The organism is Ralstonia sp. Ralssp135, from assembly GCF_047304345.1.
Taxonomy (GTDB): domain Bacteria; phylum Pseudomonadota; class Gammaproteobacteria; order Burkholderiales; family Burkholderiaceae; genus Ralstonia; species Ralstonia chuxiongensis.
On sequence record NZ_JBGLYZ010000051.1, the window covers coordinates 1 to 20,339 of the forward strand.

The 20,339-nt window shown below is 65.4% G+C and carries 15 protein-coding genes; 10 read left to right on the forward strand and 5 right to left on the reverse strand.

Going from position 1 to position 20,339, the window contains the following annotated elements; genetic code table 11:
* Positions 1 to 348, reverse strand: a 348-nt coding sequence (locus tag ACCD03_RS23285) for an MFS transporter (RefSeq protein ID WP_413413037.1), incomplete at its 3' end; no start/stop codon positions are given.
* Between the two features lie 171 nt (positions 349 to 519).
* On the opposite strand from ACCD03_RS23285, the gene ACCD03_RS23290 reads away from it, so the two are divergent.
* The 7 genes from ACCD03_RS23290 (at position 520) to ACCD03_RS23320 (ending at position 9,491) form a co-directional block, all read left to right on the forward strand.
* Entirely contained in the window at positions 520 to 1,179 is a 660-nt protein-coding gene (locus ACCD03_RS23290) for a TetR/AcrR family transcriptional regulator (RefSeq protein ID WP_045205509.1), read from the forward strand.
* Positions 1,180 to 1,272: 93 nt separating this feature from the next.
* Positions 1,273 to 2,235: an AAA family ATPase gene (locus tag ACCD03_RS23295; RefSeq protein ID WP_413413040.1), complete on the forward strand. Its 963-nt coding sequence runs from the start codon at positions 1,273 to 1,275 to the stop codon at positions 2,233 to 2,235.
* Between the two features lie 12 nt (positions 2,236 to 2,247).
* Entirely contained in the window at positions 2,248 to 3,330 is a 1,083-nt protein-coding gene (locus tag ACCD03_RS23300; protein ID WP_413413042.1) for a DUF58 domain-containing protein, read from the forward strand.
* On the forward strand, positions 3,327 to 5,360 hold the full coding sequence (locus ACCD03_RS23305; protein WP_413413044.1) for a DUF3488 and DUF4129 domain-containing transglutaminase family protein: 2,034 nt from the start codon (positions 3,327 to 3,329) through the stop codon (positions 5,358 to 5,360). Before ACCD03_RS23300 ends, ACCD03_RS23305 begins: the two co-directional genes overlap by 4 nt.
* A gap of 381 nt (positions 5,361 to 5,741) precedes the next feature.
* A complete protein-coding gene (locus tag ACCD03_RS23310) occupies positions 5,742 to 6,386 on the forward strand; it encodes a carbonic anhydrase (RefSeq protein WP_413413046.1) in 645 nt (214 codons plus the stop codon).
* Between the two features lie 126 nt (positions 6,387 to 6,512).
* Positions 6,513 to 8,090 carry a SulP family inorganic anion transporter gene (locus tag ACCD03_RS23315; RefSeq protein ID WP_413413048.1) on the forward strand — a complete coding sequence of 526 codons (1,578 nt, stop codon included), beginning with the start codon at positions 6,513 to 6,515 and terminating at the stop codon, positions 8,088 to 8,090.
* Between the two features lie 285 nt (positions 8,091 to 8,375).
* Positions 8,376 to 9,491: a collagen-like triple helix repeat-containing protein gene (locus ACCD03_RS23320; RefSeq protein WP_413413050.1), complete on the forward strand. Its 1,116-nt coding sequence runs from the start codon at positions 8,376 to 8,378 to the stop codon at positions 9,489 to 9,491.
* 98 nt (positions 9,492 to 9,589) lie between these two features.
* Here ACCD03_RS23320 and prpF read toward each other — a convergent pair whose 3' ends face one another.
* The 4 genes from prpF to prpB form a co-directional block, all read right to left on the reverse strand.
* Complete coding sequence (prpF, locus tag ACCD03_RS23325) at positions 9,590 to 10,777, reverse strand: 2-methylaconitate cis-trans isomerase PrpF (RefSeq protein WP_045205502.1); 1,188 nt, start codon at positions 10,775 to 10,777, stop codon at positions 9,590 to 9,592.
* Positions 10,774 to 13,371 carry a Fe/S-dependent 2-methylisocitrate dehydratase AcnD gene (acnD, locus tag ACCD03_RS23330; protein WP_413413052.1) on the reverse strand — a complete coding sequence of 866 codons (2,598 nt, stop codon included), beginning with the start codon at positions 13,369 to 13,371 and terminating at the stop codon, positions 10,774 to 10,776. The genes prpF and acnD overlap by 4 nt, the downstream gene beginning before the upstream one ends.
* Before the next feature lie 316 nt (positions 13,372 to 13,687).
* Positions 13,688 to 14,857, reverse strand: a complete 1,170-nt coding sequence (prpC, locus tag ACCD03_RS23335; RefSeq protein ID WP_045205500.1) for a 2-methylcitrate synthase — start codon at positions 14,855 to 14,857, stop codon at positions 13,688 to 13,690.
* Positions 14,858 to 14,903: 46 nt separating this feature from the next.
* A complete protein-coding gene (gene prpB / locus ACCD03_RS23340; RefSeq protein ID WP_045205499.1) occupies positions 14,904 to 15,800 on the reverse strand; it encodes a methylisocitrate lyase in 897 nt (298 codons plus the stop codon).
* Positions 15,801 to 15,994: 194 nt separating this feature from the next.
* On the opposite strand from prpB, the gene prpR reads away from it, so the two are divergent.
* The 3 genes from prpR to ACCD03_RS23355 all read left to right on the forward strand — a co-directional run bounded on the left by prpR (position 15,995) and on the right by ACCD03_RS23355 (position 20,331).
* Positions 15,995 to 17,935 carry a propionate catabolism operon regulatory protein PrpR gene (gene prpR / locus ACCD03_RS23345; RefSeq protein WP_413413055.1) on the forward strand — a complete coding sequence of 647 codons (1,941 nt, stop codon included), beginning with the start codon at positions 15,995 to 15,997 and terminating at the stop codon, positions 17,933 to 17,935.
* A gap of 113 nt (positions 17,936 to 18,048) precedes the next feature.
* Positions 18,049 to 18,747, forward strand: a complete 699-nt coding sequence (locus ACCD03_RS23350; RefSeq protein WP_413413057.1) for an HD-GYP domain-containing protein — start codon at positions 18,049 to 18,051, stop codon at positions 18,745 to 18,747.
* Between the two features lie 237 nt (positions 18,748 to 18,984).
* A complete protein-coding gene (locus ACCD03_RS23355; RefSeq protein WP_413413059.1) occupies positions 18,985 to 20,331 on the forward strand; it encodes a GGDEF domain-containing protein in 1,347 nt (448 codons plus the stop codon).
* Positions 20,332 to 20,339: the final 8 nt, after the last annotated feature.

Consider the following 20,339-nt stretch of genomic DNA (forward strand, 5'->3'; position numbering starts at 1 on the left):
CACCATCACGCCCCACAGCAGCACCATCTGCCACGGCTCGTGCATCATCGCCGAGAGTGCCGTGCCGGAAATCAGCACCGCCAGCGCACCGAGCACCGTCGGGCGGATCCCGAAATACTGCATCGACGCCGCTGCAAACGGCCCCGTCAGCCCATACAGGGCAATACCGATTGAGATGGCCAGTGAGATCGTGCTGCGGCTCCAGCCGAATTCGTGCTCGAGCGGCAGCATCATCACGCTGGGCGTGGCGCGCGTGCCGGCAGCGCACAGCAGGATCAGGAACACCACCGCCAGCGCAAGCCAGCTGTAGTGGAAACGGGGGGCGATGAGGCGGGCAAGTCGCTGCATGGGCTGTCCGATTATTTCGATTCTTGTTGGGGCGACAATATCGCATTCGTTACCGGTCGGTAACAACGTGGTTGCGATAGTAGGTACCGGTCGGTAACATGTCAAGCAGCATTCGAATGACACCGGCGTAACTGGGGCTTTATGCCCCACCGCGCTTGCAGGAGCATCACCATGGCCACGCCCAACCGCCGCGGACCTCGCGCGCTGTCCACCGTTGATCAACCCAAACCGACGCCGCGTCGCATCAGCGGCGAGGACGCGCACGCCAGCCTGCTCGAAGCGGCTCGTCAACTGTTTTACTACGAAGGCGTGCGGGCCGTGGGCGTCGAGGCCGTGGTGGAGAAGGCCGGCGTCAACAAGATGAGCCTGTACCGCCAGTTCAAGTCGAAGGACGATCTCGTCATCGCTTACCTGGAGCGCAGCGACGAGAGCTTCTGGGGCTACTTCAACGCGAGCGTGGCCAAGCACCCGGACGACGCGCGCGCGCAACTGCTGCAGTTCTTCATCGATGTCTCCGAACGCGCTTCACGCCCCGGCTATCGGGGCTGCCCGTTTGTGAATGTGGCGGCGGAGTTTCCGGACCTGACGCATCCGGCGCGGCAGTTTGTCCAGCGCAACAAGGCGCTGCTGCTCACCCGCCTGCGTGACCGCGCCCAAGCCGCCGGCGCGACCGATCCCGATGCGCTCGCCGACGACTTGGCCTTCCTGATCGAAGGCGCCTACACCGCCAGCCAGACCTTCGGCACCGATGCGCCGCGCCTCATCAAGAGCCTGCCGCGCACGGCACGCGTGTTGCTCGATGCGGCTATCCCCGCGCGCAAACCGGACTGATGTTGTAGCGCACTCACGCAGACAAGACATGAGCGCGCGGGTGTCGTGGGATGCCGCTACACTCGCTGGCATTGTTGCCTTGGCTGCACCTTGATGACGCCCAACCAAGTCCCGCTGTCTCCCGTTCGTACGACACCCGCCACGCCGCTCACCTTGCCGGCTGCGCTGTCGCAGGCGCAACGCGCGCTCGATCGCATCGTGCTCGGCAAGCCACTGCAGATCCGCCTGGCGCTGGCGTGTTTGCTCGCACGCGGGCACCTGCTGCTGGAAGATCTGCCCGGCGTGGGCAAGACCACGCTGGCGCATGCGCTGGCCCGCACGCTCGGGCTGCAATACCAGCGCGTGCAGTTCACAAGCGATTTGCTGCCGACGGACCTGATCGGCGTATCGATCTACGTGAAAGAGAAGGGCGCGTTCGAATTCCACCCCGGCCCGCTGTTCGCGCAGGTGGTGCTGGCCGATGAAATCAACCGCGCCACGCCAAAGGCGCAAAGCGCGCTGCTCGAAGCCATGGCCGAAGGGCAGGTCACGCATGACGGGGCGACGTATCCGCTGCCCGAGCCGTTCTTCGTGATCGCCACGCAGAACCCGCTGAACCAGATCGGCACGCATCCACTGCCCGAATCGCAGCTGGATCGCTTCACGATGCGGCTGTCGCTGGGTTATCCCGATCAAAGTTCCGAACGTGCGCTGTACCTCGGCGGTGGTGCGCCGCAAGACATCGAGCCGGTGCTAAGCGCCGCGCAGGTCGTCGCCTTGCAGACGGCTGCCGATGCCGTGCACGTGGCACCGGCGCTGGTCGACTACGTGCTCGCACTGGTGAATGCCACGCGCACCGATTCACAGGTGCAGATGGGTCTGTCGCCGCGCGCCGGGCTGGCGTTGCTGGCGGCCGCGCGTGCCTGGGCGCTCATCGATGACCGCGATGCCGTGCTGCCCGAAGACGTGCAAGCCGTATTCAAGGCCGTGGCGGCGCATCGGTTGCTGCCCACGGGCGGCACGCTGTCGGCCACCGCGCTGGCGCAGCGGCTGCTCGACACGGTCGCCATTCCCTAAGTACGCAGCGCCATGGCGCGGTTCACTTCTCTGCTGCTCGTGCCATTGCGTGTGCTGGGTGCGGGCTTGGCGATGCTGCCCGGCATCCGCTTTGCGCGGGCGCGCGTGCAACGCTTTCTGCAACGGCCGCGCACGCCGCGCGAAGGCCGCATCCGCCTGGACCGCAATCACGTCTACATCCTGCCCACCGCAGCCGGTGCCGGCTTTGCGCTGCTGCTGATGGTGATGCTGCTCACTTCGCTCAACTACAACGTGAGCCTCGGTTTTCTGCTGACCTTCGTGCTGGCCGGCGTGGCCGCGTCCGCCATGTGGCAGACGCATCGCAACCTCGTTGATCTGGAAGTGCGCGGCGCGGCGGGCGATGCCGTGTTTGCCGGGCATGCGTTGAATGTGGGCGTGGCATTGGCCAACGTCACGCCATGGGCGCGTGTGGGTGTGGATGTGAGCGCCGCGCAAGCCGCCGCGGTGGAAACATCGCTCGACGCGCAGGACGCCATCGTGGCCGCGTTGTCTTTCGCCGATCAGCCGCGCGGTTGGTTCAAGTTGCCGCGCCTGACGGTGTCGACGCGTTTTCCGCTCGGCCTGTTTCGCGCGTGGAGCTACGCCGATGCGCCGCTTACGCTGTTGGTCTATCCGGCACCGGAACCTTCCGCGCCGCCGCTGCCCGCCAGCTTTGCCCCCGACCCTGGCGACGAAGACGACACGCGCGCCGCCCGTACCCATGTCGAAGAGGCCGCAGACCAGCTGCGCACATACCGCCCCGGCGACGCACTGCGCAGCATTGCCTGGAAGCACAGCGCGCGGCTCGACACGTGGATGAGCCGCACCGGCCAGCAAGTGCGCCACGCGCGATGCGTGCTCGCGTGGGAAGCACTGCCGCCGTCGATGAACGTGGAGCAACGCCTGTCGCGCCTGTGCGCCTGGGTGCTGGCTGCGGAGCATGCGCCTGCCGGCGATGAGCCCGAATACACGCTGAGCCTGCCGGGCGTTGTCATTGGCCCGGCGCGGGGTGTTGCGCATCGGGATGCATGTTTGCGTGCGTTGGCGCTGTGGGGCAAGCCTGCGATGCCGGAAGCGGAAGGCGAAGCCACATGACCACTGCCACCATCGGCACCGAAGCGGCCGCCTTCGGTTCGGCTCGCGCACTGACCCATCGCGAGCACGGTTGGCTGATTGCGCAGCTTGCTGTCGTGCTCGTGCCGCTGTTGCGTGCGCTGCCACTGGTGACCTGCGCCGTCTTCGGCGTGCTGCTGCTCTGGCGCGCGCTGCTGTGGGTGCGGGGCGCGCCGTTGCCGGGCAAGTGGTTGCTGGGGCTGACGGGCGTGGCCACGCTTATCGTGACGCTCGCACTCGCCATGCGCACCGGCGGAAACATCGGGCGTGACTTGTCGGTGGCGCTGCTTGGCGCGTTTCTCGTGCTCAAGCTGATGGAGTCGCACACCGTGCGCAACGGCGTGCTCGTCACGCAGTTGTGCTGCTTCCTGCTGCTCTCGCAGGTGCTGTTTGATCAGCCGCCCTGGCTGGCCGCCACCATGCTGGCGACCGTGGCGCTGCTGTTGCGCAACTGGCTGTTGCTGCTGCATCCGCAGGCGCGTGCGCGCGTATCCCCCGCGCGTGTGCTGGCGCGTTTGGTGCTCATGGGTTTGCCGTGCGCGGCGGTGCTGTTCCTGCTGTTCCCGCGGCTGGATCATCCGCTGTGGCGCTTGCCGCAAACTGCCGATACCGCTGTCAGTGGCCTGTCTGACCGCATGGCGCCCGGCTCCGTCGGCCAGTTGATCCTTTCGGACGAGCTTGTCTTCCACGTCGATTTTGCCGGCGTGCCGCCACCGCTCGACACGCTTTACTGGCGCGGCATGGTGCTGTGGCGTTTTGACGGCCAGACGTGGACGGCAGCGTCGATGCGGCAACGTCCTGCAGCAGAAAGCGTACCCAATTCTGCGGACGCAATTAGCGGCGCGCCGGGCGTATTCGATTACAACATCACGCTGGAGCCGACACGCCAGCGCTGGCTGTTTGCGCTTGATCGCGGCCAGTCGATCGAGGCGCGAGACGGCACCGGCCGCAGCATCGACGGCGAGTTCATCAGCACGCAACCGCTCGAGCAGCGCGTGCGGTATCACGCGCGCTCGCGGCTGCCGGAGCGCAATCGCGCGGACGACGCCCGCCCGCTCGACCCACTTACGCAGCAGATGGCGCTGGCGTTGCCGCCGGGCAATCCGAAAGCGCGTGCGCTGGCAGCGCAGTGGGCAGAGCTGCCGCCGCCTGAGCGCGTATCGGCCGCACTCAAGCTGTTTGGCCGCGCACCGTTTGCCTACACGCTTGAGCCGGAACCGCTGCACGATCAGCAGATCGACGATTTCCTTTTCCGAACGCACCGTGGCTTCTGCGAGCACTACGCGGGCAGCTTCGTCTTCCTGATGCGCGCCGCGGGCGTGCCCGCGCGTGTGGTGGTGGGCTATCTCGGCGGCGAGGTGAATGCTATGAGCGGTGACATCATCGTGCGCCAGTCCGATGCACACGCCTGGGCAGAGGTGTGGCTCGACGGACGCGGCTGGGTGCGTGTGGACCCAACCGCCGCCGTTGCGCCGCAACGCGTCGAACGTGGCCTGGCCGCCGCCGTGCCGGCCAGTGAATTCCGCTCGCGCCGCGCGGAAGAGCCCCGCTGGCTGCGCAGCGTGCGCTGGGGGCTCGATGGCCTCATCAGCGGCTGGAACAGTTGGGTGCTTGGCTACGACCGCAGCCGCCAGGCGCGCCTGTTTGCGTGGCTGGGGCTGGATGCAGCGGACCCGCGCGCGGTGCTGTGGGGCGTGTCGGGTTTGTTCCTCCTCGCTGCGCTGCCGCTCTTGTGGCAGCAGCGCAAGCCCAAGCCCGACCCGGTGCAGGCCCAGTGGCAGCGCCTGTGTGACCGGCTGGCGCGGCATGGTTGCGCGCGTGGCGCCGCAGAAGGCCCGGTGGCCTACGCCGAGCGCGCCGCCGCGCAGTTTCCCCAAGCGGCGCAGGCGTTGCGCAATGCAGCCGCCGGCTACGTTGCCCTGCGCTACGGCCGCGACGATGGCGATGCGCAAGCGCGTGCCCAGCGGTTCACGCAATGGCGCGAAGCGGTTGCGCAAGTTCGCCTTGGCTAAGGCGCAAGCTGTTGATCGGCTTAGAAAACGTGCCCCAAATGCGGGCACCCACGGTGGATCGACGGGGCTGGTCATTCACCTGTGATGGAATATTTTCCGATCCAGGGATTAAATATTTCGGATAGATAACTTGGGCAGTGGAATAACTGCACGCAGTTTCCCGATTGCAGATAATCGGTGCGACACAGTTACGCAGGGCATGCGCATTATCGGTGCATATTCAATCCGATTTGACGTCGATACCCTCACTGGCACAGCGGGAACCTTTCTCATACGATGGTTTTCGTAACGTTTCCGCTGCACTGCAACGTTGCCGAGAACACCAGCCCAACTGGGTTTCCGGCCTGCAGCGGTCTCGCAGATTCCGCAGGAGCCATACCAATGCATCGACCGAAACGCATGCTTGTCGAGAATGTCGCGTGGGCGCACGAAACTGCCGCACGTGATCCCGGATTCTTTTCACGTTTGGCCCAAGGCCAACAACCCCAGGTGTTATGGATCGGCTGTGCAGATAGCCGTGTGCCCGCTGAAACCATTACGCATTCCAACCCGGGCGATTTATTCGTCCATCGCAATATCGCCAATCTTGTTTGCCCGGCGGACGACAACACGATGAGCGTGCTGGAATATGCGGTGCGCGTGCTCAAGGTCGCGCATGTGATTGTGTGCGGGCATGACGGCTGTGGCGGCGTGCGCGCGTCGCTGCTGCCGCCGCCCGACGGTTTGCCGCACGTGGCGCGCCGCATTGCGCCGCTGTGCGCGCTGGCCGGCCGTCACCGCACAGAACTCGATGCCGTGTCCGATCTGGATGCGCGCGTCAATCGCCTGGCCGAACTCAACGTGCTCGAACAGGTGCGCTGCCTGCGCGAGAGCCCCATCGTGCGCGAGGCAGAACGCCCGCCGCGCATACATGGCTGGATCTTCGGCCTGGCCGATGGACACATCCGCGTGCTGGCTTCGGGCGATCCCGATGCGGAACACGCCACCCGCGGCGACATCCTGACGCCCGCTGAGGCCATCGCTTAACCCGACCGGCGGCGGCGTTTGTGGCTGCCGCCGTTTCCTGACGCTCTCTCTCCTCACGCATGCCGGCGGTGCCCCCGCCCGCAGGCAGGCGTTCGCGCGTGCGCAGTTCATACAACTCCAACAACCATGCAGACACCAACCTCACCGGCTTTCTTCCCGCGCGACATGCTCGCCGGGGTCATCGTGTTCTTTGTCGCCCTGCCGCTGTGCCTGGGTATTGCCAATGCATCGGGCGTTGACCCGCTTGCCGGGCTGCTCTCCGGCATGATCGGCGGCCTGGTGGTCGCGCTGCTCAGCGGCTCGCAACTGAGCGTGAGCGGCCCGGCTGCGGGCTTGGTCGTAATCGTCGTGGACGGTATTGCCAAGCTGGGCGGTTTCTCGGCATTTCTGATGGCCGTGGCGCTGGCGGGCGCGCTGCAGTTTGTGTTCGGCGTGCTGCGCGCCGGGCGCTTTGCGGCGTATGTGCCGTCGTCGGTCATCAAGGGCATGCTCGCGGCGATCGGGCTGCTGCTGATCATCAAGCAGGTGCCGCTCGCACTTGGGATGGCAAGCGGAGATGCCGCTGCCGGCGCCGGTACGCTCGCCACACCGTTTGGCGCGTTCTCGGTCACGGCGATGCTGGTGACGCTGCTCTCCGCCGCCGTGCTCGTCGGCTGGGATACGCCGATGCTGCGGCGATTCACGCTGGTGCGCGCGCTGCCTTCGCCGCTTGTTGTGGTGGCACTCGGCATTGGCGTGACGTCGCTCCTTGAGGTGGTGGCGCCGGGCATTGCAGTGCCGGCTGAGCATCGTGTCGATCTGCCGTCGCTGGCTTCGTTCGGGGCGTTTCTCGATGCGCTTGAGTCGCCCACGCTTGGGGCACTGGGCAATCCGGATGTCTGGCGCCTAGCGATGGCGCTGGCCATCGTGGCCAGCCTCGAGACGCTGCTGTGCCTGGAAGCCGTCGAGCAGATCGACCCAAAGAAACGTGCCGCATCGCCAGATCGCGAGCTGAAGGCGCAGGGCATCGGCAACATGGTGGCGGGCGCGCTGGGCGGGCTGCCGATCACGTCCGTCATCGTGCGCAGTTCGGCCAACGTGCACGCCGGCGCGCAGAGCCGCTGGTCGGCCGTCGTGCATGGCGCGCTGCTGCTGGCGAGCGTGTTTGCGCTCACCGCCATCGTCAATCTGATTCCGCTGGCGTGCCTGGCCACCATCCTGATCTTCACCGGCTACAAGCTGGCCAAGCCGTCGTTGTTCGTGGCGGTGGCGCGGCAGGGTTGGGACCGCTTTGCTCCGTTCATCGCAACCATCGTTGGCGTGCTGCTGACGGACTTGCTGATCGGCATCGTGATCGGCATTGCGCTGAGCATCGCGCTGGCGATTCGCGCCAACCTGCGCCGCACGATTGTCATGGCGCGCCATCACGACCACTTCCTGCTGTCGTTCCGCAAGGATGTGTCATTCATGGGCAAGGTGCCGCTCAAGCGCTATCTGGCGCAGGTGCCGGATCACGCCACGCTCATCGTCGACGGTGCCCGAGCGGATTACATCGATCCGGACGTGCGCGAGATGGTCGAGCACTTCATCGAGGGGGCGCCCGCGCGCGGCATCGTTATCGAGCGCCATCACTTTGATGCCGCCGCCCCGAAACGCCCCGCCGGTTTGCGGCTGCCCCGCCTGCCATTCGTTCGGCAACCCGATAATCCAGTCGCCGGTATTTAACTCAATTTGGGTAATTTAGAACGCTGCCTCAAAACACATGCAAGTGCCCGCGTATATCGAGAACGTTTGCGGCCCCCGCTATGCCCGGTTTTACGTGGGTATCCTACGTAAATCCGGCGTCGGGGCGCGGTTTCTCCGCGTTTTACAATGTTTGCAATTGACGCAGAATCGGTGAATAGACTTAATTTGAACGCGCTATCCAGTGATTCGGATAGCGCACCGATAAAGTATCGAATCAGGCAAAAGTGCGCATTATCAAGCGCATTTTTAAAACGGGAGGCAGACATGAAGACATTGCAACGAGGGACACTGGTTTCAGCGGCCTTGGTGGGCCTGCTTGTGCTGGGCGGTTGCGCCAGCTCCGGCTCGGGCGACATGAGTGGTACCTCCGGCAGCGATGGCAGCTCTGCCAGCAACGGTGGCGGCTCCGGTTCCGGCGGCTCGGGTGGCACGACAACGACTGCGTCCACCACGCCCACCGGCGATATCGCCTACAAAAGCGGCGGGGTGGTGACGGCCACGGGGGACGCCATCAGCAGCCTGGGGTCGACGGTCGGCGGCAGCAATCTGCCGGGTGCGTCGTCGCTGGGCAATGTGGTCGACAACGTAGGCAATACGGTGTCGGCGCTCGGCACGGGGGTGCAATCGGGCCTGGGTAGCATCGGCACCAGCTCGAATCCGGTCGGCACCACGGTATCGAGCACTGGCAACGTGGTGACGCAGGTCGGGAACACCGTCGATGCAACGGGCGGCCTCGTGAGCAGTCTCGGCTCCGGGCCGTTGCAACCGCTGTCGCCGGTCACGTCACCGGTAGGTGGCGCGGTTTCGCAGGTTGGGCAGGCGGTGGCGGGCGCGGGCGGCACGCTTGGCACGGCCTTGTCGACCGGGCCGGTGGAGCAGGTCACGCAGCAGGTCAGTTCCGCTGTGGTGCCGCTCACCTCGCAGGTGACCACCGCCACGCAGACGCTGGGTAACACAACAGGCCTGGGCGCGCCCGCCAAGAACCTGTTGGAGACGGTGGGCGACGGTGTGGCCAACGTCGGTACGTCGCTGACCGCCACGAACGCCCCGGGCGTCTCGGGCCTGGGCGGCGTGGTCACGGCCACGGGCAACACGGTGGCGGCACTGGGTGGCCCGCTGTCTGGCGGTAGTGCATCGGGCAGCCCGTTGGCGCCGATCACGAATGCCTTGGGCGGCGCAGGAGGCGGCAGCAGCCCGCTGGGTGCGGTGACCGGCGCGTTGGGCGGAACACCGACTGCTGGCGGCACGGCACCGATCGGCTCGCTGGTCACCAGTGTGGGCACCTCCGTCACGTCCACGGGCGCCACCACGCCGCTGGCACCGGTGACAGGCACGGTGGGCGGCGCACTCACCACCATAGGCGGCGCCCTGACGCACTGATTGCGTTCCTGCAATGCAAATGGGCCAGCAAGGCTGGCCCATCCTTCAAGCCGTTCTGCGCGATGCTGAACGGCTTTTTCTTTCCCACTCCCTCTGGCTCAAGCGCCCGGCACGCGCACCCAGCCTTCCATCAACACGCGCGCGCTGCGGCTCATGATGGCCTTGGTCACGGTCCATTCGCCGTCCACCAGCTTGGCCTCCGCGCCCACGCGCAGCGTGCCCGACGGATGCCCGAAGCGCACTGCACCACGTTCTCCGCCGCCAGCCGCCAGGTTGACCAGCGTGCCAGGAATGGCCGCTGCCGTGCCGATGGCGACCGCTGCCGTGCCCATCATGGCGTGGTGCAGCTTGCCCATCGACAGCGCGCGCACGAGCAGATCCACATCGCCCGCGCCGACCTTCTTGCCGCTCGACGCCACGTAGTCCTTTGGCGGCGCAACGAACGCCACCTTGGGCGTGTGCTGCCGTGTGGCGGCTTCGTCGATGCTCTTGATCAGGCCCATGCGCACCGCGCCGTGCGCGCGAATGGTCTCGAACATCGCCAATGCCTTCGCATCGCCGTTGATGGCGTCCTGCAGCTCGGTGCCGGTGTAGCCGATCGCCTCTGCGTTGATGAAGATCGTCGGGATGCCCGCGTTGATCATCGTCGCCTTGAGCGTGCCCACGCCGGGCACGTCCAGATCGTCGACGAGGTTGCCGGTGGGGAACATCGCGCCGCCACCGTCACCGTCTTCCTCGGCTGCGGGGTCGAGGAATTCGAGCTGCACTTCGGCTGCCGGAAACGTCACGCCGTCCAGTTCAAAGTCGCCCGTTTCCTGCACCGCACCGTTGGTGATGGGCACGTGCGCGATGATGGTCTTGCCGATGTTGGCTTGCCAGATGCGGATGACGGCGGCGCCGTTTTGCGGCACACGGCTCGGGTCGACCAAGCCGTTGCTGATGGCGAACGGGCCGACGGCCGCCGACAGGTTGCCGCAGTTGCCAGACCAGTCCACAAACGGCTTGTCGATGGAGACCTGGCCAAACAGGTAATCCACGTCATGGTCCGGGCGCGTGCTTTTGCTGAGGATCACCGTCTTGCTGGTGCTCGACGTGGCGCCGCCCATGCCGTCGATCTGCTTGCCGTACGGGTCGGGGCTGCCGATCACGCGCATCAGCAAGGCGTCACGCGCGGCGCCCGGCTGCTGAGCGGCCTCGGGCAGGTCTTGCAGGCGGAAAAACACGCCCTTGCTGGTGCCGCCACGGATGTACGTGGCAGGAATCTTCACTTGCGCCGGGTGGCTCATGCCGCCTCCTTGTTCGATTCCAGGAAGTCCTGCGCAAAGCGCTGCAGCACGCCGCCGGCTTCGTAGATCGAGACTTCCTCATCGCTGTCCAGGCGGCACGTGACGGGCACTTCCACGCGCTCGCCGTTCTTGCGATGAATCACCAGCGTAAGGTCTGCGCGCGGCTTGCGTTCGCCGATCACGTCAAAGGTCTCGGTGCCGTCAATGCCCAGCGTGAGGCGCGTGGTGCCCGGCTTGAATTCCAGCGGCAGCACGCCCATGCCGATCAGGTTCGTGCGGTGGATGCGCTCGAAGCCTTCGGCCACGATGACTTCCACGCCGGCCAGGCGCACGCCCTTGGCGGCCCAGTCGCGCGAGCTGCCCTGGCCGTAGTCGGCGCCGGCTACCACGATCAGCGGCTGCTTGCGCTCCATGTAGGTTTCGATGGCTTCCCACATGCGCGTGACCTTGCCTTCGGGCTCGATGCGCGTGAGCGATCCCTTCTTCACGGTGCCATCGACCACGGCCATCTCGTTGATGAGCGTGGGGTTGGCAAACGTCGCGCGTTGCGCGGTCAGGTGATCACCGCGGTGCGTGGCGTACGAGTTGAAGTCCTCTTCCGGCAGGCCCATCTTGGCCAGGTATTCACCAGCGGCACTGCTGGCCAGAATGGCGTTGGACGGCGAGAGGTGATCGGTCGTGATGTTGTCGCCCAGCACGGCCAGCGGGCGCAGACCCGTGAGCGTGCGTTCACCCGCCAGCGCGCCTTCCCAGTACGGCGGGCGGCGGATGTAAGTGCTCTGCGGGCGCCATGCGTACAGCGGGCTCACGTTGGCAACGGACTCGCTGCGCTGCTCGAACATTGGGATGTACACCTTGCGGAACTGCTCCGGCTTGACCGATGCACGCACGATGGCGTCGATCTCTTCGTCCGTCGGCCACAGGTCTTTGAGCAGGATCGGCTTGCCGTTGGCATCGGTGCCGAAGCTGTCGCGCTCGATGTCGAAACGCACCGTGCCCGCAATCGCGTAGGCCACTACCAGCGGCGGCGAGGCGAGGAACGCCTGCTTGGCATACGGGTGAATGCGGCCATCGAAGTTGCGGTTGCCCGACAGCACGGCCGTGGCGTACAGGTCGCGGTCGATGATCTCTTGCTGGATCTTCGGGTCCAGCGCGCCGCTCATACCGTTGCAGGTGGTGCAGGCAAACGCGACGATGCCAAAGCCCAGTTTTTCCAGTTCGTGCTTCAGGCCGGCTTCTTCCAGATACAGCTCAACGGCCTTGGAGCCCGGCGCCAGCGAGCTCTTCACCCACGGCTTGCGGGTCAGGCCCAGGCGGTTGGCGTTGCGCGCCAGCAGCGCGGCGGCAATCACGTTGCGTGGGTTGCTGGTGTTGGTGCAGCTCGTGATGGCGGCAATGATGACGGCGCCATCGGGCATCTGGCCCGGCGTTTCTTCCCACTTGCCGGCGATGCCCTTGGCGGCAAGGTCGGTCGTCGCCACGCGCGCGTGCGGGTTGGACGGGCCGGCCATGTTGCGCACCACGCTCGACAGATCGAAGCGCAGCACGCGTTCGTATTCAGCGTGCTTGAGCGTGTCGGACCACAGGCCTGCGGCCTTGGCGTACGTCTCGACCAGCTTGACCTGCTCGTCGGTGCGGCCGGTCAGGCGCAGGTAATCGAGCGTGTTGTCGTCAATCGAGAACATCGCCGCGGTGGCGCCGTACTCGGGGGCCATGTTCGAGATGGTGGCGCGGTCGCCCAGGGTGAGCTTGGAGGCGCCTTCGCCGTAAAACTCAAGGTAGGCGCCCACCACCTTCTGCTTGCGCAGGAATTCGGTCAATGCCAGCACGATGTCGGTGGCGGTGATGCCGGGCTGACGCTGGCCCGTCAGCTCCACGCCAACGATGTCCGGCAGGCGCATCCACGAGGCGCGGCCGAGCATCACGTTCTCAGCTTCCAGGCCGCCCACGCCGATGGCGATCACGCCCAGCGCATCCACGTGCGGCGTGTGGCTGTCGGTGCCGACGCAGGTGTCGGGGTAGGCCACGCCGTCGTGCGCCTGGATGACGGGCGACATCTTCTCCAGATTGATCTGGTGCATGATGCCGTTGCCCGCCGGGATCACGTCGACGTTCTTGAACGCGAGCTTGGTCCAGTCGATGAAGTGGAAGCGGTCTTCGTTGCGGCGGTCTTCAATGGCGCGGTTCTTGGCGAAGGCATCGGGGTCGAAGCCGCCGCATTCCACCGCCAGCGAGTGGTCGACGATCAACTGCACCGGCACCACCGGGTTGACCTTGGCGGGGTCGCCGCCCTGGTCGGCAATCGCATCGCGCAGACCGGCCAGATCCACCAGCGCGGTCTGGCCCAGGATGTCGTGGCACACCACGCGCGCCGGAAACCAGGGGAAATCCAGATCGCGCTTGCGTTCGATGAGTTGCTTGAGGGAATCGGTGAGCGTGGCGGGGTCGCAGCGGCGTACCAGATTCTCGGCGAGGACTCGGGAGGTGTACGGGAGCTTGTCGTAGGCGCCGGCTTGGATGGCTTCGACGGCTTCTCTCGCGTCGAAGTAGTCGAGCTGGGTGCCGGGGAGGGGTTTGCGGTGTGCTGTATTCATGGTGTGGGTGCATCCCTTGTTTCATCCCCTATCGGGGGCGGGCGGTTGTGGTCCATCCCGGGTATCGTCCCCTGCCGGGGCCGACTCACTTTTCTTTGTCTTGCCAAAGAAAAGTAAGCAAAAGAAAGGCGCGCCCGAGATGGCGACTTCCCCTTGAATTTATGTAACCAGGCGGAGACGGGAAAGACTCGCTTCGCTCAAACAGTTTCCCGTCTTCTTTCCGCCCGCTTACAGAAATTCAAGGCGCCATCTAGGGCAGGAACGTCAACGGCCACACCATCTACGGTTTGGGGTTGGCGTTCCTTTTGTTGCGGTCTTACGGGCGCTTGCCGATCGGTACGAACTTCAGGTCGTCCGGGCCGGTGTAGTTCGCGCTCGGGCGGATGATCTTGTTGTCGATGCGCTGCTCGATGATGTGCGCTGCCCAGCCCGACGTACGCGCGATCACGAACAGCGGTGTGAACATTGCCGTCGGCACGCCCATCATGTGGTACGACACGGCGCTGAACCAGTCCAGGTTCGGGAACATCTTCTTGATGTCCCACATCACGGTTTCCAGGCGCTCGGCAATGTCGAACATCTTGGTATTGCTGGCTTCCTTCGACAGCTTGCGCGCCACTTCCTTGATGACCTTGTTGCGCGGGTCCGACACGGTGTACACCGGGTGGCCGAAGCCGATCACGACTTCCTTGGCTTCCACGCGGCGGCGGATGTCGGCTTCGGCCTCGTCCGGCGTGTCGTAGCGTTTCTGGATTTCGAAGGCGACTTCATTGGCGCCGCCGTGCTTCGGGCCGCGCAGTGCGCCAATCGCGCCGGTGATGGCCGAGTAGATGTCCGAGCCCGTGCCGGCAATCACGCGGCCGGTGAACGTCGATGCGTTGAACTCGTGCTCGGCATACAGGTTGAGCGAGACGTGCATGGCGTCAACCCACGACTTCGGCGGCTCCACGCCGTGCAGCAGGTGCAGGAAGTGGCCGCCGATGGAGTCGTCATCGGTTTCGACTTCGATGCGCTTGCCGTTGTGGCTGTAGTGGTACCAGTACAGCAGCATCGAGCCGAGCGATGCCATCAGGCGGTCGGCGATGTCACGTGCGCCGGGGGTGGCGTGGTCGTCCTTCTCGGGCAGCACGGTGCCCAGCACCGACACACCCGTGCGCATCACGTCCATCGGGTGCGCAGAAGCAGGCACCCATTCCAGGGCGGCCTTCACGTTGGCGGGCAGGCCGCGCAGCGCTTTCAGCTTGGTCTTGTAGGCAGCCAGTTCAGCCTTGTTGGGCAGCTTGCCGTGCACCAGCAGGTGGGCGACTTCTTCAAACTCGCACGCGCCGGCCAGGTCGAGGATGTCGTAGCCGCGGTAGTGCAGGTCATTGCCAGTGCGGCCAACGGTACACAGCGCGGTGTTGCCGGCGGTGACGCCCGACAGGGCCACGGATTTCTTCGGCTTGAAAGCGCCGGTGTTCGGCGTGCTGTTATCGGCTTCGCTCATGGTGTGGTCTCCTTGAATGCGTTGAATTGGTTTGGATGCGGAGGCGTTATTTCTGTGCGGCAAACAGCGCGTCGAGCTTGTCTTCGTACGCGTGGTAGCCGAGATATTGGTACAGATCGGCGCGCGATTGCATGGTTTCCACGGCCGCCTTCTGGGTGCCGTCACGCATCACGGTCTGATAGAAGTTGAGCGCCGCTGCGTTCATTGCGCGGTAGGCGCCGCAGCAGTACAGCGCGATATCGACATTGGCGCTGCGCAGTTCGTCAGTGGTAAAGAGCGGCGTGCTGCCGAACTCGGTCAGGTTGGCCAGGATGGGCACCTTCACGGCGGCCTTGAAGCGGCGGTAATCGTCCAGCGTCTTCATCGCCTCGGGAAAGATCATGTCGGCGCCCGCTTCCACGTACGCGACGGCGCGCTCGATGGCGGCGTCGAGGCCTTCGGAGGCGGCCGCATCGGTGCGGGCCATGATGACGAAATCGTCATCGGTGCGGGCATCCACGGCGGCCTTCACGCGGTCGACCATCTCGTCGGTAGAAACGACTTCCTTGCCCGGGCGATGGCCGCAGCGCTTCTGGCCAACCTGGTCTTCCAGGTGCACGGCGGCCACACCAGCCTTGATGAACGAACGAATGGTGCGCGCAATGTTGAAGGCGCCGCCCCAGCCCGTGTCAATGTCGACCATCAGCGGAATCTGCACGGCATCGGTAATGCGGCGGGCGTCGATCAGCACGTCTTCCATCGTGCTGATGCCCAGATCCGGAATGCCCAGCGAGTTGGCGGCCACGCCGCCGCCCGACAGGTACACGGCCTTGAAGCCGGTCTGCTCGGCCATCTTGGCAGCGTAGGCGGTGATGGCGCCCACCACTTGCAGCGGTTGGGATTCAGCCACGGCGGCACGGAATTTGGCGCCGGCGCTGGTGGGGTGTCGTTGCGTTGTGCTCATGTGTGGCTCCAGAAAGATCGGCTTAAGAGAGCAGGAAGCGGGCCACCCGGGCGAGCCGCCGTAACCCCTTGATTTGTATGAAAGTGACGTTGACGCCCGGGCGCACATCATTTCAAAAATGAAATTTGCAATTTCAATGTGGAAACGCGCGGCGCATAATGTCGAGACTGCTGTTTTTCTGGCCGCACCGCACCATGAGCCCTACTGGAACCGACCTGACCGACCGCCCCCGCATCTGGGCCTGCGGCATCAGCCGCCTGAGCGATCTCTTTCTCGACATCGCCGCCGAGTACAACGACCGCGCCGAGCTGCGCGTCATCACGCGCGGCTTTGAAGACATCGTGCGCGAGATCGACGCCGCCGGCACAGAGCGGCCCGACGTGGTGGTGGCGGGCGGGTCCAACGGCGCATATTTGAAGCCGCGTCTGTCGCTGCCCGTGGTCGTCATCAACCCGACGGGTTTTGACGTGATGCACGCGCTGGCCCGCGCCCGGCGCGATGCGGAATCGGTGGCGCTTGTCACCCACGGCGACACGCCCGAAGAGGTGCGCCGCTTTGTCGCCGCCTATGGCATGGACGTGGTGTTTGCCTCGTACACCTCGCGCCAGGGCGCAGAGAGCTGCGTGCTGGACCTGCGCGATCGCGGCGTGGGCGTGGTGGTCGGCCCCGGCTTGGTGACGGACCTCGCAACGCAGGCGGGCATGAACGCCGTGTTCCTGTATTCGCGTGACTCCGTGCGTGCGGCGTTCGATACCGCACTCGAAGTCGTACAGGCCACACGCCGCGAAACGCTGCGCCGGCAGCGGCTGGACAACCTGCTGCAGCATCTGCGTGACGGTGTGGTCGCGCTGGATGCGCAGGGCCGCGTGGAGGCCATCAACCAGCGGCTGGCCACTGCATTGGGGATCGAGGCAAAACAGGCAATCGGGCAACCGCTGCTGAGCATCGCGCCCAGCCTGTTCGGCTTGCTGCCCGATGCCGACGGCGACACGCTGGGCACCGTGCGGGGCGTGAATTACGTCATCCACCGTGGCCCGCTGACGAGCACCGGCGCCTCTGAAGGCACGGTCTTCACTTTCCAGGAATCCCGCGCGGTGGAGCGGCTGGACCGCACATTGCGCTCGCGCCAGCGCCCGCAGCAGTTCAGCGCGCGCTACCGGCTCGAAGACCTCGTGGGCGAGTCGCTGCCGATGGAGCGCGTGCGCACGCTGGTGCGTCGCTATGCCAAATCCGACGCCACCGTGCTCGTGCTGGGCGAATCCGGCACGGGCAAGGAGATGGTCGCGCAGGGCATGCATCAGCTCAGCGCGCGGCGCGATTTTCCGTTTGTCGCCATCAACTGCGGCGCATTTCCCGAGGCGCTGCTCGAAAGCGAACTGTTCGGCTACGAAGAGGGCGCTTTCACCGGCGCACGCAAGGGCGGCAAGACCGGCCTGATTGAAGCCGCGCACCGCGGCACGCTGTTTCTTGATGAAATTGGCGAGATGCCGCTACCGCTGCAAAGCCGCCTGCTGCGCGTGCTGCAGGAGCGTGAAGTGGTGCGGCTGGGTTCCACCGAGCCCACGCGCGTCGACATCCGCGTGATGGCCGCCACGCACCGCGCGTTGACGGACGCGGTAGAAGCCGGCACGTTCCGCGCCGACCTTTACTACCGGCTCAACATCCTCAGCATTGCGCTGCCCCCGCTGCGAGAACGGCCCGACGACGTGATGCCTCTGGCCGCTGAACTGCTCGTGCAAGCCGCGCGCCGCGAGCCGCGCCTGCTGCTGCGCATTGCCGATACGGAAGAGGCTGCCCGCGTGCTGGCCGACATTGCGGAGCCGCTGCGGCGCTACGCCTGGGCCGGCAACGTGCGCGAACTCCAGAGCGTGATCGAACGGATTGCCGTGGAACTGGCGTACACCGAAGACGCCAGCGCCGTCACGCAAGACGTGCTGCGGCTGATTGCGCCGGAAGTGTTTGCCCTCGCCACGCCCGGCAAAGCGGCGGCATTGACGCTGCGCGAGCGCAGCCGGGGCGTGGAAGCCGAAGAGATACGCGCGGCGCTGGCAGCCCACGACGGCGATCGCGACGCCGTATGTGCGGCATTGGGCATCAGCAAGACGACGTTGTGGCGGCGATTACAGGCGGGTTAGATCAAAAATGCCCCGCGTAGGTGGTTGCGGTCGACGGGCGCGATGACTATCGTGCAATCCTCCATCGAGCCTCATTGCGTGCTGACAGGTGCGCTACCAAGAAGGTCAACACCATGGCACAACAAGGTCGCCCCCGCATCATCCTCGCCAGCCTGACGCTTGCCGGCGGGTCGCGCTATCCGTCGGCCCTGGGCCACCTTGTCCGGACGGCCGCTGTTGCGGCGTACCTGGCAAACGTTTTGGAGCTGGATGACGCCGAGCAGAGGCGCATCTATCTTGTGGCGCCCGTGCACGACATCGGCAAGCTGGGCATTCCAGATGACGTGCTGCTCAAGCCCGCCTCCCTCACCGACGCAGAGCAAAAGGTCATGCAGCGGCACTCGGATATCGGTGCCGACCTGCTTGCCGGAACGCCCGACCCGGTCCTGCAATTGGCAGCCAGCGTCGCGCGCCATCATCACGAGCATTTTGACGGCAGCGGCTATCCGGGCGGCCTTGCGGGTGACGACGTTCCGCTTGCCGCGCGCGTCGTATCGATTGCCGATGCGTTCGACGCCATGCTCGAGCCGCGCGTCTACCGCCAAGGGATGTCGGAGGACGACGCCCTCGATGCGCTGGCAGACCAGAGCGGCCGGTACTTTGACCCGGCTCTGATGGATTGCTTCCTGAAGAATGTGTCGGGGGTTCGGCGCGCTCGTGCTGCTGCAGAAAGCCTGGTGCAGCAGTACGGCGACGTGTCGGGCGTTATCCGGTTCTACGGAGCGCGAGGCGAATCCCCTTCATTCCTGAGGTATATCCAGACGCTTGGATAATCGGCGCGCGGCGCAGCGCGTCATTGCTGGCGGCGCACGCACGGGCAGCGAAACATCATGCGCGGCGACCATGCCAAACGGGATCACGCTCTTGGCGCAGATGCTTGCCTCGACACCCAATTTGGCGAGCTGCAACCGTGCAGCGCAATGCCCACACAACCCTTTGGACGGCTTTTCGGTGGGGCCGGAACCGTGGAGAATCGCGCTCCAATCCTGCTCGCCAACCTGTAGTTCGGAATGACAGAAAACAATCCCTCGGAGACCGCCCGGCACGCCCTCAAGCTGCTGGCCTCACGCAGGTTGGCGCCCACGCCAGACAACTTTGCCTCGATCTATTACGAAATCGCCGGCAGCAAGCCAAACGGAGACGCCCAGGACGCCGAGCGGATGGCACTGGTACGGGAATTGTGCGAACAACTCGCGCGCACGGTGGAATGCTGCCTTCCGGTGCTTGGTGAAGACGATGCCAGCATCGGCCCCGCCGCCTGGGCGCTGATCCGGGCTTGCCGCTCCGAATTTGAAAGCCTTGCCAACCTGACCGCCAAGCTCTCGACGTTCAACCACCGGTTGTCGCTCGCGGCTGAAGACCAGGGCGAGATCCGCCGGGCGCTGCTGGGCCTGCTGCAACTGGTGTTTGAGAACATCGGCGAGTTGTCATTGGACGATCACTGGCTGCGCGGCCAGATCGACGCCCTGATGAAAGCAAGCGAGGCCCCCGTGAGCCTGCGCCGGCTGGACGACCTGCGGCGTCGCCTCATGGAGGTGATCCAGAAGCAAAGCTCGCTGAAGTCGAAATCGATTGAAGCCCAGGAAGAGATGAAGCGGCTGCTGGCTGCCTTCATGGAGCGCCTGTCCGTTGCTGCCGAAACCTCGGGCGAGCATCACCGCCAGATGGAAGCCTGCGCCAAGAAGATCGAATCGGCCAACAGCATCGCAGAGATCGCGCCGGCCATTCAGGACGCGCTGTCGGCCACCCGCTGGATGTCGGTGGAGTCGGCGCGTAATCGCGACGTCCTGTCGGCCATGAAGGTCAAGGCCGAAGAGGCTGCCGCCGAGGTGGCGCAACTGCGCAAGGCGCTCGACATGGCATCGGCTTCAGCCCGCCACGACCTGCTGACCGGCGCACTCAATCGCAAGGGGCTGGAAGAAGCGCTGGAGCGTGAAGTTGCACGTGCGGTGCGCCAGAACACCACGCTCTCCATTGCGTTCCTGGACATCGACGACTTCAAGTCGATCAACGACACGCACGGCCACAGCCTTGGCGACGATGCGCTGTCGCACCTGGCCCAGGTGGCCCGCGAATCGATGCGCCCGCAAGACACGCTCGCCCGTTTTGGCGGCGAAGAATTCGTGATCCTGATGCCCGACACGCCGCTGGAAGAGGGCGTGCAGACCATCGTCCGCCTGCAGAGGGCGCTCACGCAACGCTTCTTTGCGGCGGGCGACACGCGGCTATTCATCACCTTCTCTGCCGGCGTGGCGGAAGTCGGCAAGGACGAACCGCCCATGGCGGCCATCCATCGCGCCGACCGCGGCATGTATCAGGCCAAGCGCGCAGGCAAGAACAAGGTGGTCAGCGCCTGAGGCACGCC